The 16,220-nt window shown below is 39.1% G+C and carries 15 protein-coding genes; 7 read left to right on the top strand and 8 right to left on the bottom strand.

All coding sequences use genetic code 11. The annotated features are described in order from the left end of the window. Positions 1 to 84 precede the first annotated feature (84 nt). Positions 85 to 963 (top strand): 5'-3' exonuclease, encoded by an 879-nt coding sequence (locus tag Q7A53_RS14585; RefSeq protein ID WP_411789914.1) that lies wholly within the window; start codon positions 85 to 87, stop codon positions 961 to 963. Between the two features lie 52 nt (positions 964 to 1,015). On the opposite strand, the gene Q7A53_RS14580 is transcribed toward Q7A53_RS14585, so the two are convergent. The 4 genes from Q7A53_RS14580 to Q7A53_RS14565 all read right to left on the bottom strand — a co-directional run bounded on the left by Q7A53_RS14580 (position 1,016) and on the right by Q7A53_RS14565 (position 4,472). Next, a complete protein-coding gene (locus Q7A53_RS14580; RefSeq protein ID WP_411789913.1) occupies positions 1,016 to 2,278 on the bottom strand; it encodes a helix-turn-helix domain-containing protein in 1,263 nt (420 codons plus the stop codon). 150 nt (positions 2,279 to 2,428) lie between these two features. After that, positions 2,429 to 3,061 carry an SDR family oxidoreductase gene (locus Q7A53_RS14575; protein ID WP_411789912.1) on the bottom strand — a complete coding sequence of 211 codons (633 nt, stop codon included), beginning with the start codon at positions 3,059 to 3,061 and terminating at the stop codon, positions 2,429 to 2,431. 95 nt (positions 3,062 to 3,156) lie between these two features. Next, a complete protein-coding gene (locus Q7A53_RS14570; protein ID WP_411789911.1) occupies positions 3,157 to 4,104 on the bottom strand; it encodes a PD-(D/E)XK nuclease family protein in 948 nt (315 codons plus the stop codon). 59 nt (positions 4,105 to 4,163) lie between these two features. After that, positions 4,164 to 4,472, bottom strand: a complete 309-nt coding sequence (locus tag Q7A53_RS14565) for an MGMT family protein (protein WP_411789910.1) — start codon at positions 4,470 to 4,472, stop codon at positions 4,164 to 4,166. Positions 4,473 to 4,593: 121 nt separating this feature from the next. Between Q7A53_RS14565 and thiD the strand changes: the two genes are divergently transcribed. The 3 genes from thiD (at position 4,594) to Q7A53_RS14550 (ending at position 6,560) form a co-directional block, all read left to right on the top strand. Next, on the top strand, positions 4,594 to 5,409 hold the full coding sequence (thiD, locus tag Q7A53_RS14560; protein WP_411789909.1) for a bifunctional hydroxymethylpyrimidine kinase/phosphomethylpyrimidine kinase: 816 nt from the start codon (positions 4,594 to 4,596) through the stop codon (positions 5,407 to 5,409). Beyond that, a complete protein-coding gene (locus tag Q7A53_RS14555) occupies positions 5,406 to 6,035 on the top strand; it encodes a Type 1 glutamine amidotransferase-like domain-containing protein (RefSeq protein ID WP_411789908.1) in 630 nt (209 codons plus the stop codon). The genes thiD and Q7A53_RS14555 overlap by 4 nt, the downstream gene beginning before the upstream one ends. Before the next feature lie 66 nt (positions 6,036 to 6,101). Continuing rightward, a complete protein-coding gene (locus Q7A53_RS14550) occupies positions 6,102 to 6,560 on the top strand; it encodes a YrvL family regulatory protein (protein ID WP_411789907.1) in 459 nt (152 codons plus the stop codon). A 27-nt stretch (positions 6,561 to 6,587) separates the two neighbouring features. Here the strand turns inward: Q7A53_RS14550 and trhO are convergent, their stop codons facing one another. The 3 genes from trhO to Q7A53_RS14535 form a co-directional block, all read right to left on the bottom strand. Next, entirely contained in the window at positions 6,588 to 7,529 is a 942-nt protein-coding gene (gene trhO / locus Q7A53_RS14545; RefSeq protein ID WP_411789906.1) for an oxygen-dependent tRNA uridine(34) hydroxylase TrhO, read from the bottom strand. A gap of 256 nt (positions 7,530 to 7,785) precedes the next feature. Continuing rightward, positions 7,786 to 8,334, bottom strand: coding sequence for a cysteine hydrolase family protein (locus Q7A53_RS14540; RefSeq protein ID WP_411789905.1), 549 nt, complete (start codon positions 8,332 to 8,334; stop codon positions 7,786 to 7,788). A 292-nt stretch (positions 8,335 to 8,626) separates the two neighbouring features. After that, positions 8,627 to 9,814, bottom strand: a complete 1,188-nt coding sequence (locus Q7A53_RS14535; RefSeq protein WP_411789904.1) for an MFS transporter — start codon at positions 9,812 to 9,814, stop codon at positions 8,627 to 8,629. 255 nt (positions 9,815 to 10,069) lie between these two features. Between Q7A53_RS14535 and Q7A53_RS14530 the strand changes: the two genes are divergently transcribed. Together Q7A53_RS14530 and Q7A53_RS14525 are read left to right on the top strand one after the other, a co-directional pair. Further along, on the top strand, positions 10,070 to 10,576 hold the full coding sequence (locus tag Q7A53_RS14530) for a DUF6933 domain-containing protein (RefSeq protein WP_411789903.1): 507 nt from the start codon (positions 10,070 to 10,072) through the stop codon (positions 10,574 to 10,576). A gap of 577 nt (positions 10,577 to 11,153) precedes the next feature. Further along, positions 11,154 to 12,542 (top strand): MBL fold metallo-hydrolase, encoded by a 1,389-nt coding sequence (locus tag Q7A53_RS14525; RefSeq protein WP_411789902.1) that lies wholly within the window; start codon positions 11,154 to 11,156, stop codon positions 12,540 to 12,542. Between the two features lie 322 nt (positions 12,543 to 12,864). On the opposite strand, the gene Q7A53_RS14520 is transcribed toward Q7A53_RS14525, so the two are convergent. Beyond that, positions 12,865 to 14,148, bottom strand: a complete 1,284-nt coding sequence (locus Q7A53_RS14520; RefSeq protein WP_411789901.1) for a helix-turn-helix domain-containing protein — start codon at positions 14,146 to 14,148, stop codon at positions 12,865 to 12,867. A gap of 227 nt (positions 14,149 to 14,375) precedes the next feature. On the opposite strand from Q7A53_RS14520, the gene Q7A53_RS14515 reads away from it, so the two are divergent. After that, the gene (locus Q7A53_RS14515) at positions 14,376 to 15,962 is read left to right on the top strand and encodes a M4 family metallopeptidase (RefSeq protein WP_411789900.1); all 1,587 of its coding nucleotides are present in this window, start codon (positions 14,376 to 14,378) and stop codon (positions 15,960 to 15,962) included. Positions 15,963 to 16,220 lie beyond the last annotated feature (258 nt).

Below are 16,220 nucleotides of genomic sequence, written 5' to 3'. Positions count from 1 at the left end.
TTTCTGGCAAAATCTTAATTCTCTTCTATGCCCGCTTTTTTGTTATAATAGGGCTATCTCTCTATGAAAGAAGGGCACGTATAAATGACCACAACAAATCGTATTTTGCTGGTGGATGGGATGGCCCTCTTATTTCGGGCATTCTATGCTACAGCCATGAGTAATTATTTTATGGTAAATAGTAAAGGTACTCCAACTAATGGAGTTTACGGTATGATGAAACACTTGTTTACTGCAGTTAACCATTATCAGCCCACTCATGTAGTGTGCTGCTGGGATATGGGAAGTAAAACCTTCAGAAATGATATGTTTCCTGAATATAAAGCCAATCGCGGAGCACCACCGGTAGAACTGATTCCGCAGTTTGATTTAGCAAAGGAAGTCGTTGAGTCTTTAAATATTCCTAATGTAGGACAAGCTGGTTTTGAAGCTGATGATTGTTTAGGCACACTCAGTCATCAATACAGTGAGCATTCGCAAGTGTTCATTTTGACAGGAGATCAGGATATGCTGCAGCTGTTAAAACCGAACATTTCTGTTGTTTTACTGCAGAAAGGCTATGGAAATTATGCGGAATATCACGAGCAGTCATTTTATGAAGAGAAGGGGATTACTCCTGCCCAAATGGTCGATTTAAAGGCATTAATGGGAGACAGCAGTGATAATTATCCTGGAGTTAAAGGAATAGGAGAAAAAACAGCCCTGAAACTGTTAATAGAACATGAAACCATAGAAGGCATTCTTGAGAATATGGATCGTCTTACGAAAGGGCAGAGGTCTAAAATCGAAGCGGACCTTGAAATGCTTCATTTATCAAGAAAGCTTGCCCGGATTCACTGTGAAGCAGATGTAAATTGTACATTGGAGGATGCACTGTTTTATATTGATGATGATAAAATGAGTGCTAAATTTGATGAACTGGAATTTAAAAATTGGAAGAAGAATATTTTAGGGGTTTCCTAACCATTATGTAAAAGCCGGCAACAATGAGTTGCCGGCTTTTTGATGGGGAATATTAAAGTAGGTCTTTCTTCTGGGTGGATTTATAATTGTTCGCTTCTTTAAAATACATGGAAGCTTTCTTATACATTCTTTTGTTGTAGTATAAGTTGCCGAGCAGCTCAAGGTTATCCTTGTAATCATCGTATTCATTCATATTTCGTAAATCCGGAATGATATTTTGTTCCAATTTTGCTATAAAGTCCATCTGATGAGTTGTCTCTTGAAGTTTGTTTTTTAAGATGAAAAATTTGTGCTGGTATTTGAGAGCAGCGTTTGATTTTGCTTCTTCTTCACCAATTTCAATAAAATCCAAACATTTTTCTCTGTCACCACTGTAATAATGGGCTAAAGATAAAAGGTAGTTCGTACTTGCGTTAAATTCTGTATCTTCTGTAGTAATATCTTTAGCTTTATATAAATAATACAAAGCCTCGGTATAGTTTTCCATATTAATATTGATATATCCTAAATTATGAAAAATCCTCCGTTTTTCAATAAAATTAAGGTGATTCTTTGCAACTTTTAAAATCTTTAGGAAGTAATCTTTTGCAATATCATAGGCATTTAAAATCTGATAATTGATAGCAATAATTGTGTAACTATCAATAATTTTAGAATACTCTAATGAGTTAGTATAACCCTCTAAGGCTTTTTCAGCATAAAAATTGGATTCAACCGCAGACCGCGTGCGGGAATAGGCTAAAGATAAATGAAAATAGGTTTCGCTATCTTCTAACGGCAACTTATTCATCATTTGATTGGCTTTTCGGAAGTAGTCGAGCGCATCTCGAATTTCTCCATTAATAAAAAAATCCAACCCTACAGTTTTATAATAAAAGAAATGATATTCAGCAGTGGCTTCTGGAAAGATTCCTTTTAGTTCTTTCATTTTTTCTTTGGAAATGCTGGTTTCGTTTAATGTCATGTTGTGCCGTACCTGAATGATGTGGTACAAGTTCAAAAGGTCAATATTTTGGTTCTTGTTTAGAGCCTTTTCAGCATAACTTTGATATTCTTTCATTATTGAAAAATCTCTCATTTGAATGGCTTCATGCCATTGGTGTAAATTTTCATAAATAGTTTCATCAAATTTTTGGTTAATGTCTGTCAAGGTAATACTTAAACGCTCTCCGAGAAGACGATAGATTTCATCGCTGGCATTGATTGAATTATGTTCAATTTTACTTAAATAGGATACTGAGCAGATTCCTTGGGCAAGATCCTCTAAAGTTAAATTTTTAAACTTTCTGTGTTGTTTAATTAGCGACCCTTTCACTTCTTCTTCACCTCTTCTTTAAAGCATTCAAGTATACACATTATACTAAAATAAATTTATACACAATACAAATTCCTTCAAGCAGGCGCATTGTTGTTGGAATCACAACAAAAAAGCCATCCTCGTCAAGGATGGCTGGGTTAGTACTAATTAAAGTGATTTTAGAGCTTCCTCGATTTGGGTTTCGCCTGAAACCAGTTCAAATGTTTTATGATAAGCATTGGCTTCGTTTAAAGCAGCAATCATCGTTTTAGCAACATCTGCTCTTGGAATAGTGCCCCCGTCAACTTTCTTCTCTACTTTAACTTTACTGGTTCCTTCTTCATCAGTAAGACCGCCTGGACGGACAATAGAGTAATCAAGCTCCGTAGTTTTAAGGTAATCGTCGGCTTCACCTTTCATTTTAAGGTAATGTTTCATTTCTTCGTTGCCTCGTTCAGGCTGCCCAGCAGCAATAGAACTCAACATAACAAATTTCTTAATCCCAAGGTTTTCTGTAGCTTTTATTAAGTTTATGGCGCCGTCACGGTCAACGATTTCCGTTTGTTCAGGGCCTGTGCTTGATCCGGATCCTGCAGCAAAAATAACAGCGTCCATGCCTTTCACTGCATAACCAACATCACTTGTAAGGTCCGCTAAAACAGGGGTTCCTCCAAGCTGTTCGATTGTGCTTTTCTGCTCTTCCTTACGTACCAAACCATAAGCTTCGTGACCATCTTCTTTTAAATATTGAATGAGTAAACGGCCAGTACTGCCATTTGCTCCTGCAACTAGTACTTTCATGTTATAACAACTCCTTCAGCTAGTGTTCGTCTCCATCCATTATTTAGCCGGTTTTCTAGTACGTTAAACATGTAAGCTGGCAGGAGATACATTAATCAGGTAGCAGAAGAAGGGAAGCATAGTTCCTGATAATTGCAGCGTGCACAAATATTTGGATTCTCCTGCATAGGAAATTGGGGAATAGGTTTTGGCTTGTTTTTTTCTGGTTCTTCCAGATAGGATTTCATTTGTTCCATGCTGATTTGATAAAGATTCTGGACGTTAAGCAAATCTTGTTCAGTTAATTGATGTTCTACATGAGTGCCTTCCAGTAAATACTCATTCCTAATAATAATATCGTTAAGATCCTGAATCTTGTACTTTTGCTGAAGATAGAGGGCATATAAGGCTAATTGATTACGGTCCTCTTCAGAAGATTTACCTGTCTTCCAATCTACGATGACCCATTTATTCTGCTCGAGATCTTTGTAAAGCAAGTCCATAACGACGAAGATCTTCACACCAGCAATCTTCATGTAGCGGAATTTCTCAGATTCAATAAATTGCATATCCTGTTTATTTAAAACATCGGCAAAGGACTGACTGGCAAAAAAGTTCTTTACTGTTGTATTCAACCGGTCAGTGATTTTCTGGACTTTGCCGACTGGAAGTTCATTCGTTTGACTGTAATAGATTTCGTGAAGCATCGTGTAATGTTTGGGGCGATTATTCCATAAATGCTCTTTGCGTGTGGCTTCAATAAACCCTCGGTTAAGGTGATGGCGAATCTCAGTAACGACCTTCTCCTCAGTTGGTATTTGCTTGTTCTGAAGGACTTGCTGAATGATCTGATAGATTAAATCATGTACAATACTGCCAAAGTACATCTCTAAATTAGTAATTTTTTTAAGTCGGTAGGTTTGGCGGGCAAGTGAATCTGCATCTCTTAACCAGCCATTATGAGAAACATAATAATCGTACGCATATTTTCTTACGCAAGTCAGCAAAGTTTTATGTCTGGACAGAGACCAGGACAACTCAGGATAGGGTTGAACTTCAAACATAGGGCGCCTCCCGGGAATAGGTTGATTTCATTATAGTAAAAATGAGGACAGTATGAAAATTAATAATCTATATGGTATTGATAGCGTTCTAAGCTGATCTGTTTATTTATGACGGCAATTCCCTCCGCTTCGAGTGCCATGGCTTGAATTTCGGCTGATGCTTCGTCCTTAATTGCTAGCTGGCCTTGTGCATTAACCACTCGATGCCAGGGGAGAGAGTAATTGTTGCTCATAGAATGCAGGACACGGACCACCTGCCTGGCTGCTCGTGGACTGCCTGCTAATCGAGCGATCTGCCCGTATGTCATCACTTTCCCTTCTGGTATTCGCTGGATAATTTGAATAACCCTATTCGTAAATGGTTTCATTGGTTTACCTCCTTTCCTATGAGTTATAGTTCGTAGATTGGTTTCTGAGTTTAGGAATTAGCCTATATGAAAGTAAATTTGATACAATTCACTAAAGATAGAGAAGGGTGTGGAAGTAGGTATGAGTATCCCAAGGACGTTAACTATTGCTGGATCAGCTTCACAAGGGAGTGCGGGCATCCAGGCAGACCTTAAAACATTTCAAGAATTAGATGTGTACGGAATGAGTGCTATTACTGCGATTGTAGCTACTAATCAAACGATTGATCAAGGAATATTTACTCACTCTTTAGATGCAATCAAGGCACAGGTTTACTCTTCTTTAGAGCATGTGGGGGCAGATGCTCTAAAGACAGGGATGTTATTTACAGAGGAAATTATTAAACTGACAGCAGACCTCATCCAGTCTTCCGACGTGAAGCATATCGTAGTCGATCCCGTAATGATCGGTAAAATGGGGTCACAATTATTGAAGGACGATGCTATTGAAGCTTTGAAGTCTCATTTGCTGCCCCTTGCTTCCGTATTGACGCCGAATCTAAAAGAAACCGGACGTCTGCTAAATCAGCAGGCCCCTCAGTCACCTGAAGAGATGAAGGAAGCTGCAGTGGAACTCTACCAAATGGGACCAGAGAATATTTTAATAAAAGGCGGTGCTCTTGAAGGATACCCGGCTGTTGATCTTCTGTTTGACGGTAAGAATATGATGGAGATTCATTCAGAAAGAATCAACACGATCCATACAAGCGGGGCGGGCTGTACCTATTCAGCCGCGATTACCGCCGAACTTGCTAAGGGCTTTTCAGTGGAAGAAGCCGTACGCTCTGCTAAAGATTTTGTTACGGCAGCCATTCAGTATTCTTTGAATTTTGAAAGGGGCATAGGGTCTACGTATCACGCCGCTTATCGTAAGTATAAGGAGGAAGGACTTAAATGACCACCCATTTGTTCTTATTTGGAGGCAGTCCTCCATTTACACCGCAATTGGCAGATAAGTTTTCCAGTCTGATTAGAAACGGTGAAATTGCAGTTTTATATATTGAACGGGAAGGTTCAAGCGAATACTTACCTAAGTACACGGCTGACATCGCTTCGGCATCGCATAAGATTTACTGGCTGCCTTTGAAAGAGAACTATACTAAACAAGAATGTGAGCGGTTAAGGCGTTGCGGAGCTATCATTATTGGTGGAGGAGATACAGAACTTTACCATAAGTTCATTGTGCAGGGTCCCTTAAATTCTTTAATCGTATCCATGTTTCGAAAAGGCGTCCCTGTCGCAGGTTTTTCAGCCGGTGCTTTAATAAGTCCAGTACATTGCGTGATTTCATCGAAAGATAATGACCAGAACATTCAGCTCTTTAAAGAAGGGCTGGGATTACTGGAGAATCAGGTCATCTCTGCTCATTACTTAAAGTGGGAGGAAGAACAGTCTTTAAAAGAAGCTGTAAAGCAATCGAGAGTACCACTAGGCTATGGGATCGCTGACGAGTCTGGACTCTATTTTCATAATCATAAACTTGAAAGGACAGAAGGGTATATACATATCGAATACTCCTCTTAGCCATTGCTTCGGACGAGAGATTACGGCCAAAGGGGGCAAGCATCTATCTAAGAGGGGGGCTAGTCTGTGAGGAATAAACGTTCATTTAGGCGCTCGCCAGGTACAGCACGTATCTTCGTACTCCTCAGTATAGGAATATTATTTATTTTCACTTCTTCTCTTATTTTTGGAGGATTCTTTTTAAGTATGGTGGGGTTATTCGAGTTGATAGGAGTAACGTATTCCTCAAAATTAGGACTATTATTATTCGCTCTGCTCGTTTTTATGCTCGGCTTCCTTTTCGAGGCAGCTGCCAAAATGATTATTACGGTAAGCCGATTAGCACAGCCTTCTCCATTCGTTTTCCTATTATGGAAATCGATTGTGTACCTTACCTTCACATGGCTAACCATTTATACAGTAGATGAACTCGTTCGGAATGTAACGATGACTTTGGGGGCAGAGTGGATCTTCGCACTCGCTCTGGTCGTGGTTGATTATGTTTTTGATGAGAAAAGATGGCAAAAGAAAAACTCACATGAATAAATCCATGTGAGTTTTTGGTAGTTTCTATTAATTATTAATACGGTCATATTTATCAATTTGTTTTTTTCGTTCCGCGTCCCAGCGGTTTTCAGGATGTTCTTTACATTCGGTCGTACAAGCTGCGTGGTGTTTCTCTTCACATTCCCTGCAGCATACGTATTGCCGATTGCAAATCGGGTTGCTGCAATTGATCATCCGATCTTCTTTTTTTCCGCAATGTTCACACTCGGAAACAATAGTCTCTTCTACTTGGTTAACGGGAACAGCGATACGTTCGTCAAAGACGTATAACTTTCCATCGAAATATTTCCCTTTGACTTCCGGGTCTTTTCCGTAGGTGTTCACTCCGCCTTCTAGCTGATAAACGTCTTCGACTCCGTTTTTCTTTAAAATACCGGTGAGTTTCTCGCAGCGAATGCCCCCAGTACAATAAGTGAGGACCTTCTTGTCTTTCCATTGATCTGCGTTTTGGGCAATCCATTCAGGAAATTCACGAGAATGATCTACCCCTGGCTGGATCGCGTTACGAAAGTGACCAATACGGTATTCATATTCATTCCGCCCGTCGATCACCACAGTATCTTCCTCTTGCAGCAATTCATAAAATTCGCTAGGTTTCAGATGTTTGCCTCCAAAGCTCTTAGGGTCAATATCATCATTTTCAATACTCCAATTGACTAATTCAGGCTTCACTCGGCAATGCATCTTCTTGAAAGCATGACCTTCATGTTCGTCAATTTTAAAATGGATGTCCTCAAATCTCTTATCAGAACGAACGTACTCCATATACTGTTCTACTTGTGCAGTCGTTCCAGATACCGTTCCGTTTATCCCTTCTGGGGAAACAATAATCCGGCCGCGAAGCCCAAGGTCTTTACAGTATTTTAAATGATTTTTACAGTACTCTTCATACTCCGGCAGATCGACATACTTGTAATACAGCAGAACTCGATAATCTTGTGAGCTCATGGTGATTCCTCCTATATTTATATCTATAACTTAAGTCATAACAGAAAATGTCCATACTCCATCATATTCGATTTACATTAGAATTTCAAATCGAGAAGATTTTAGAAAGCCTTCTGGCAAAGTTAATAAGGTAGGGAGAGAGTATTACGGAAAGCGAAGCAGGAGGATGGCACATTCTAGCTGTAAAAAAACATCCCAAACCCATATGCTAATGGGTCGGGACTATGGGGAATAATTTACTCGTAACTCCATTTAATTATTTTATCTCAGCCCCAAGTACAGTTTCAAAATGGTCCATCGCCCACGAATGGCCGGTCTGGTTGAAGCTTGCTACCGAATCTTGGTGAACTACAATCGAGTAACCAAGATTGTAAGCGTCCACTGCAGTGTGCAGAACACAAATATCTGTACAAACCCCAGTTAAGTGGATCTCCTTGATATTTCTTTCGCGAAGTTTTATATCCAAATCTGTTCCGTTAAAAGCACTATATCGGGTCTTATCCAGATAGTGAACATTAGAACGTTGTTTATTTAATTCATATAAGCGCTCCATTTCACCGTAAAGTTTTCTACCTTCTGTATTCCGGATATTATGGGGAGGAAACAACCGCGTCTCCGGGTGAAAAGGGTCGCCTTCTTCATGAACATCTACCGCAAATACTACATATTGGTCTTCTTCTAAAAATTGCTGGGTGATAGTAAATAGGGCGGGGGCAATTCTTTGACCTGGTTCTCCACATGACAATGCTCCTTGATCCGCCACGAAATCATGGGTGTAGTCAATGACGATTAAACACTTGTTCATACTGATCTCCTCCTGTGTCTATACATTTATATTAACAGAAGTAAAGTATTAACTGTATTATTTAGTTACTCCTTAAGTAATTATTTAGTGGTGAATTTACGTACTTTGAATAAAGCTCCGAATTCTTGATGACTTCGTTTCGAAACCATGATGTGAGTTTAGGGGCTGTGGGGGAAGGGTCGACTTCCGTGGTTGGACGCTGATTATATGAGAAAGATCTATGTAAATGAATATCGCGGAATATTGATAACTAAAGTATTGAAAAAAAGATCCCATGAGATATGGGATCTTTTTAATGAGAGGCGGCATGCCGGACAGCGTTTGGATTTTTCAGCATCGTGAACAGCATCATCCCGCCGCAGCACAAGAGGAGGGTACTTGTAATAAAAAATACTGCAGAGAAACCAAAAGCACCTGAGATCATTCCTCCCATAGCAGGGCCGATGACATTTCCTAAGAAGCGAAGACTGGTATTGTAACCGAGAACTTCACCTTGCATAGCTATCGGGGCTTCCTGTCTTATATAAGCCGTTCTGACAGGGATAATTCCGCCAATGGATATGCCAAGTAGGAAGCGTAAAACAACTAACTGCCAAATATTAGTAACGAAAGCAGCGGGGAAATAGACGATGCCAGCCATAAATAGCAAAAATACTAGAATTTTAACATATCCTTTTTTGTCTGCTATTCGCCCCCAGCGTCTTGCCATAAGTAAATTCCCCATTCCTGCCGCAGAAAATGCGATTCCTGAAAACAGGGCGATATTTTCTGGTCCGTGCAAGTTCCCGACAAAGAGAGAAAGAATAGGCTGGATGCTGAAGTGAGCGATTTGAACAAATAAAGACACCACCATCACCATTAATAACACTGGATGCTTGATAATATGCCCGAGTACTTCTTTAGAGGAATAGCTGGACTGCTCATTGCTATTTTCATTTTCAAGTCTTTGTTCTTTAATTCCAATCGCAACAATGATGGAGGACAGTGCTACTACAATCGCAACAAAATGAAAAGTAGTAGCATAGCCGATCTCATCTGCAATTAATCCTCCAAGCACGGGTCCAAGCAAACTTCCTGTAATACTCCCGGTCTGAAGTGTTCCGAGTACTTGGCCTGCGATATCCTTGGGAGTTTGAGTAGAGATGAGTGCTTGAGACATTGGAATAAACCCTGTAAAGATTCCCATAAATAAACGAAGCATAAATAATTGCCATACAGAAGTGACAAAACCCATTAAGAACACGGATAAAGCGAGTCCGCACGCTGACATAATCAGTATTTTCTTCCTTCCGTACTTATCACCTATACGTCCCCAGATGGGAGAAAAAATAAATGCAGATACAAAGGTGACTCCGAATGTCACTCCTGACCAAGTCTGGACAAATGAATCGGTGAAGCTTCCAAGTTCTTCTATATATAATGACAAGAATGGTAAAACCATCGTAATGCTGCCTGCTATGAAAAAATTAGCAAACCACATAATCCATAAATTTTTCTTCGCTCTTTGATTTTGTGTAAGGATAGCGATTCCCTTCTTCCAAAGTTATTTCGGTACCCTAAATATATAACATATCAGGGGGAGAATTGAAAGCAACCTTTCTCAATAAAACCTTCCGATTACAGATTTCATTTTATTTATAAAGAGAAGGTTGTACAGGAAGGGAACAATAGGAAATTTTAATGTCTCCTGTTACAATTAAAGCGGAAGAAGTAGATTTGTAGAGGTGGAGATGTTTTGTTTTTAATAGGAATGACTCAAAAAGCAGCCGATGAAATTAATAAACCGGTAGCTGAACGCGCTCAATATAGTGAAGAAGCAGCTGATATTTGTCAGTGGCATATGGATATAGTAACGATAAATCGTCGTAAGTGTTTAATTCTAATCAATAATGAAACCGGATTAAATCTCACTTTGTTTGGTCTTCGCAAACAGCAGTTTGAGAACATTGATCATGTAATTCGCGGTTCATTGAAGCAACTCTTTCAATTACTTGAAGTAAACGAATCGGTGATTGAATATATGCTTAAGCAAGCAGAAGAGTTATATTATTCAGAACCGAAAAGTGAAGAAGTCCTAAGCCTTATAAAGGAAGTAAAGTTAAAGGTGGAAGAGAAGACGAAAGGGCTCAACTATGAAGAGATTGATGCTGTAGCTATTAATTTCCACAATAATTGCAACGCGGATTACCCAGCTTTGGATTTTGAAAAACCTTATGAAATGTTTGCTAAATACTTTCAATGAAGGGAACCAATCCCCATACCCTTCCGCTCATTAAGAATACTATAGCAGGAAAACTACTAGTATTTATGGGGTGAAAGAAATGAGGCATGCGTCATCATTTTTTAGGTCTTACAGGCGAGTTGGTTACCTCTGCTGATCCCTTTTATGATGAATCCAGACAGGAACGGAATCGTTCAATAAATATATTTCCACTTGTACTTGTTTATTGTGAACGGAAGCAGGATGTGGTAAATGCAATTCGCTAGGCGTACATGATGTCTGGTGGTCATCCTTATGAAGAGTATTTAGTTAGAAATTGTGTATTGGTCATTGATATCAGCCGGATGAAGGGATTGAAATTGGACAAGAAGCGCCACATTTTAACGAAGATAGGGTTAGTTAGATTCGTTTGAAAAATGAACCTATCCTGGTACGTCTCTACTTTCCAATTTTTATGAGCGTTTGGTTCTCTCAAAGGAACCGTCGCTCATTTTTTTTGGATTACTTTATCAACTTAACCTAGAATAACACGGTTTACAATATACCGTTAGGGGTATATAATTAGTGTTGAATTAACTTTTAATTGGAGGTTACTGCCATGTTTTTTAAATCTTTTTTTGATGAGAAATTAGCTCAAATGTCATATATGATCGCTTGTCAGCAGACAGGAGAGGCACTGGTAATAGACCCGGCCCGTGATATTACTCCTTATTTGGAAACGGCACAGAAAGAAGGGTTTACCATCACTGGTGCTGCAGAAACTCACATACACGCTGATTTCACTTCAGGGGTACGAGAATTAGCTAATCGATTAGATGTAAAACTATATTTTTCAGATGAAGGCAGTACGAACTGGAAATACCAAAACCTATCTAAACTAAACCATCAACTGCTGAAGGATAGAGATTTAATTAGAGTTGGTAAAGTCAAACTCGAAGTTATGCATACCCCAGGTCATACACCTGAAAGTCTTTCCTATCTGCTAACGGATGAAGGTGGCGGTTCAGAAGTTCCGATGGGAATATTTACAGGTGATTTTGTGTTTGTCGGAGATGTGGGACGTCCTGATTTATTAGAGAAAGCGGCCGCCGAGAAAGGTACCGCAGAAGAAAGTGCCAAAGAAATGTACCATTCTCTGAAGAGATTTGCTAAATTGCCTGATTATGTACAAGTGTGGCCAGGTCATGGAGCGGGAAGTGCATGCGGTAAATCTCTAGGTGCTGTCCCAAGCTCAACAGTTGGATATGAAAAGATCAATAATTGGGCACTAAATGTTAAGGATGAAGCCACATTCGTAGCGAATTTACTAGATGGTCAGCCAGAACCCCCTAAATATTTTGCCGAAATGAAAAAACTTAATAAACAAGGTCCGAAATTGCTGGGTCACCATGATGTGAAAAAAGTTTCTCTTGAGCATCTCAACCAGTTGAAAGAAGAGAATGTGAATATCGTAGACACACGTTCGTCTTCTGAGTTTGCTAATGGCCACGTAGAAGGAACGTTAAATATTCCCTTTAACCAATCATTTACCAACTGGGCAGGCTGGCTTCTGGATTATGATAAGAAAATTGCTTTCATTGCTGATAGCCAGGAGGTTGAAGCAGTTCAAAAAGCCCTGCAGTCTATTGGGTTAGACGAGGTTTCACATTATATGGAGAAAAGCGAGCTTGAAAAATCAGGCAGCTTGGAATCATACGAAAGTATTTCCGTGGAAGAATTAGAGGAAAAATATAAAGATCACAATGATTATGTGATTATAGATGTGAGAAACCAATCAGAGTGGGATGCTGGCCACATGGAAAAGGCAAAGCATATTATGCTCGGGACCCTGCCGGAACGACTGGATGAAATAGGGGGAGACGTCACTCCAATTGTTCATTGCCAATCCGGGATGCGATCAGCTATTGCAGTAAGTGTCATGCAAGCCAATGGGTTTAAGAATGTACTAAACCTGACAGGTGGATATGCCGCATGGAATAAATATTAATCAGCGTAAGTCTGTTTGTGAAAATGAATTCAGCAAGGTTCTTTACTGAGGAGCCTTGCTTTTTTTGTGGAAGAATGAACGTGATCTCATATACCGAGTAAGTTCTATAGAGGAAAAAAAGACCTCTGCCACAAGGGCAGAGGCTAAAATATATAGGTATAGGATTAGGGGGAGGTGCTAATAAACACTTCGAAATAAAAAATTAATTACATTTGTTCAACAGATAATGGTCTTGGGTAAGCATCTACAGCACTATCCTGTAAAACAGGAGCGGCAGCAGAAGCCAAGAAAGCTACTATAGCAAGAACAGCTAAAAGCTTCTTCATAAGAGAATCCCTCCTAAATGAGAATGTTTATTTAACAATTGAATTGCTAACCTAAGGTAAGTTGAAGATTTTTTATACATTCGTTGATTCTCTAAAAGATCAGCGAGAAACATTGCATAACGAATTACATAAACATGTTCCTTCTTCTCTTGGAAGTAAGGGATAATGATATCTTCTAAATACTGTTCTAAGTTTTCGGATTGGTTTATTACCTTCTTATACACTGCGAAATGGAGTTCATAGGATTTAGAAGGAAATGAATGGAGAATTTTTTCACCTTCATTAAGCCATTTAAGACACCCTTCTTTGTTCTCCAATCTGTAATATTCGATAATTAAACCATGGATCGTTGTTAACGAGTCTAAAGCCTGAAAATTTGAGTCACTTTCTTTATTGTACTCGAGACTTTTCTCATAATTTTTTATTGCTGACTGGTGATTTTCTATTCTAGACTCTAAGGTCCCTATGTTAATGTGGACTAACCTCAACTGAACAATATCTTCTGTTTGAATTGCTATCTTACGCGCTAAATGAAAATTCTCAAGAGACTTTGCGTAATTTTTAAGCCGACTATAATTTATTCCTTGCACTATATGACAGTCTGCGCTTTTAGCTAAATCATAATGGGTCTGATAGATTTCCAACGCTTGGTCAGCGTAAAAAACAGACGCGGAGATGTGATTAGCTTGGCTGGTACTTAAAGCTAGTAAGTAAAATAGATCACTATATTCCCAGTCTTCTAATTCTAACGAGGAACTATAATTCTTGGCTTCCATAAGCTCTTGGAATGACTCGTCAAAATTTGTACTATAATATTTTAAAATTCCAGAGATTAAATGGAAGTAAAATTCCATTTCTTCATCAAAGGTGTCTTTGTGCTGGCGTATATCTTCCCATACTTCATAAGCCTCCTCCACCTGGTTCTCTAATAACAGGTGACGGATGCGGAATAATTCAAAGAAGATATATAAATGGTGGTTAGACAGCGTTTCTTTCTGCTGCAATAACTCCTCTTGTAACTGCTGAGCATCTTCCCTTCGTTTGAATACGATCGATTCATACCATTCCTTCAGCTTTTCCTTAGAAGGGTGGTTATAGGAAGCTTCTTGAAAGTCAAGTCCCAGACGTTCATAGAGAAGTTCAAGCACTTCGATAGCAGGAACGGTTTGATCGTTCTCTATCTTAGAAAGATACGCTGGCGATATAATCCCATCAGCCAATTGGGTTTGAGTTAACCCTTGCTTGACTCGATGAAATCGAAGCACTTTGCCATATTCCATTCTCAACACACACCTAGTTGATCAACTATGGATTTGTCAGAAGTTTCTTTCTTTCAAATCTATATTCAGAATACACGTTCGCTTAGGTTTTTTCAACTATATTCAGGGGTTTCCCAAGTCCCCTTAATTTCATAGCCTTAGGACAGATTTCACCTGTTAACTTTCACAGATTGTATGTCGGAATATTGTGATAACATGAAATTGTTAAAAAATTTGGGAGGGATTTTATGAATTGGAAATCTTTGATGGCAACAGTTGTACTAGGAGGGAGTCTCGTATCCGGGGGCAGTCTTGCTCATGCAGAAAAGTCTTCTAAAGTGGACTTACCAGTAGAGACACCGAAATTTGTGAAGGATCATTTGAAATCTTCTAAGGTAGTTTCTGAGAAAGCTGTGAAAAAGTTTTTCAAAGATAATCAGAAGCAATTTAAAGCAAACCCGAACAAAAACTTAAAGTTTGTAAAGTCAGAAACCGATGACCTTGGAATGACTCACTTTACCTTTCAACCTGTAGTAGGTAATGTTCCTATCGCAAATTCCCGTGTGGTTGTACATACCGATAAAAATGGGGAAGTTCAGTCAGTTAATGGTGAGTTCCATAAAGATGCGCCTGCCGAGATAAAACAGCAGAAAAAGGTTAAAAAGAAAGAAGCCATTAATTTGGCCTGGAAATACATTGGCGTAGACCGTAAAAAAGCAGATAAAACTCAAGAGAGTCTTAATGGAGACACCTTTGATACGTTGACTGAAAACAGTAATTTAGTTGTGTATGATGATGAGGGGAATTATCAACTTGCTTATCATGTTGAACTTCAATTTTCCCAGCCCTATCCTGCGAACTGGCAGTTATATGTGAATGCTGAAACAGGAAAAGTGATTAAAGCGAGCAATGTAGCCGAAGAAGCTACAGGTACTGGTACGGGTGTACTTGGTGATACAAAATCTTTGAACACCTACCTATCTAATAACACCTATTACTTATATGATGTTACGAAACCAATGAATGGAGTCATATCTACATTTGATAACAAGCATAATGGTTATTACAGCCTGCCAGGAAGCTATGTTACAGACACCGGAAACACGTTTTATAGTGAAAATCAAAAAGCGGCGGTAGATGCCCATTACTATGCTGGGGAAGTATTTGACTTCTACTATGATAATTTTGGCCGTGTAAGTTATGATGACCAAGGTTCATCAATTCGTTCCACAGTGCATTATGGATCTAATTATAATAATGCTGCCTGGACAGGTAATCAGATGATTTATGGAGATGGTGATGGTTCTACTTTTACTTATCTATCTGGTGGAAACGATATCGTAGGACATGAATTGACTCACGCTGTAACTGAATCCACAGCTGGTTTAGTTTATGAGAACCAATCAGGTGCATTAAATGAATCATTCTCTGATGTATTCGGGTATTTCATTGATCCTGAAGATTGGTTAATGGGTGAAGATGTATATACACCTGGTATCTCCGGAGATGCATTGCGCTCTCTCTCTAATCCAAATAAGTACAACCAGCCGGAAAATATGAGCCAATACCAAAACTTACCGAATACGGAAGCTGGAGATTGGGGCGGCGTTCATACTAACAGCGGAATTCCTAACAAAGCAGCGTACAATACAATTAATAGCATAGGAATAAATAAATCCAAAGAGATTTATTATCGTGCTCTCACTGTATATCTGACACCTAATAGTGACTTTGCTTATGCCAAACAGTCACTAGTACAAGCTGCCCAGGATCTTTACGGAACCTCTACAGCCAATGCGGTTACCCAGGCTTGGAATGCTGTTGGGGTAAATTAAACACTGCAAGTAATCTAAACAAGAGACTAACGGTTCTTTATACTCAGACTGCTGATAACATATCGGCAGTCTGTTTTTTAGTTGAAATAATGTCCTATAATGACCGTTTATTTGAGCGCTATAAAAAAGTGTAAGGAAGAAATTTATCCGGTCGTGTTTCTGTGCCTTCAGAACCATTAACAATCATCAGTATTTGGTTCTAAGCCGGGCGGTGGAGCATTTAGTTCAGTGAATATGAGTTCCTTTTATTAGTGAAAA

The organism is Halobacillus rhizosphaerae (genome assembly GCF_046719735.1).
In the GTDB taxonomy this organism is placed as follows: Bacteria; Bacillota; Bacilli; order Bacillales; family Halobacillaceae; genus Halobacillus_B; species Halobacillus_B rhizosphaerae.
This window is presented reverse-complemented; position numbering and strand designations above follow the sequence as displayed.

Bases quoted from the DNA above. Each gene is read 5' to 3' on its own strand.
- Q7A53_RS14585 (WP_411789914.1), top strand. From the start codon at position 85: ATGACCACAACAAATCGTATTTTGCTGGTGGATGGGATGGCCCTCTTA.
- Q7A53_RS14575 (WP_411789912.1), bottom strand. From the start codon at position 3,061: ATGAAAGTACTAGTTGCAGGAGCAAATGGCAGTACTGGCCGTTTACTC.
- Q7A53_RS14570 (WP_411789911.1), bottom strand. From the start codon at position 4,104: ATGTTTGAAGTTCAACCCTATCCTGAGTTGTCCTGGTCTCTGTCCAGA.
- Q7A53_RS14565 (WP_411789910.1), bottom strand. From the start codon at position 4,472: ATGAAACCATTTACGAATAGGGTTATTCAAATTATCCAGCGAATACCA.
- thiD (WP_411789909.1), top strand. From the start codon at position 4,594: ATGAGTATCCCAAGGACGTTAACTATTGCTGGATCAGCTTCACAAGGG.
- Q7A53_RS14555 (WP_411789908.1), top strand. From the start codon at position 5,406: ATGACCACCCATTTGTTCTTATTTGGAGGCAGTCCTCCATTTACACCG.
- trhO (WP_411789906.1), bottom strand. From the start codon at position 7,529: ATGAGCTCACAAGATTATCGAGTTCTGCTGTATTACAAGTATGTCGAT.
- Q7A53_RS14540 (WP_411789905.1), bottom strand. From the start codon at position 8,334: ATGAACAAGTGTTTAATCGTCATTGACTACACCCATGATTTCGTGGCG.
- Q7A53_RS14535 (WP_411789904.1), bottom strand. From the start codon at position 9,814: ATGTGGTTTGCTAATTTTTTCATAGCAGGCAGCATTACGATGGTTTTA.
- Q7A53_RS14525 (WP_411789902.1), top strand. From the start codon at position 11,154: ATGTTTTTTAAATCTTTTTTTGATGAGAAATTAGCTCAAATGTCATAT.
- Q7A53_RS14520 (WP_411789901.1), bottom strand. From the start codon at position 14,148: ATGGAATATGGCAAAGTGCTTCGATTTCATCGAGTCAAGCAAGGGTTA.
- Q7A53_RS14515 (WP_411789900.1), top strand. From the start codon at position 14,376: ATGAATTGGAAATCTTTGATGGCAACAGTTGTACTAGGAGGGAGTCTC.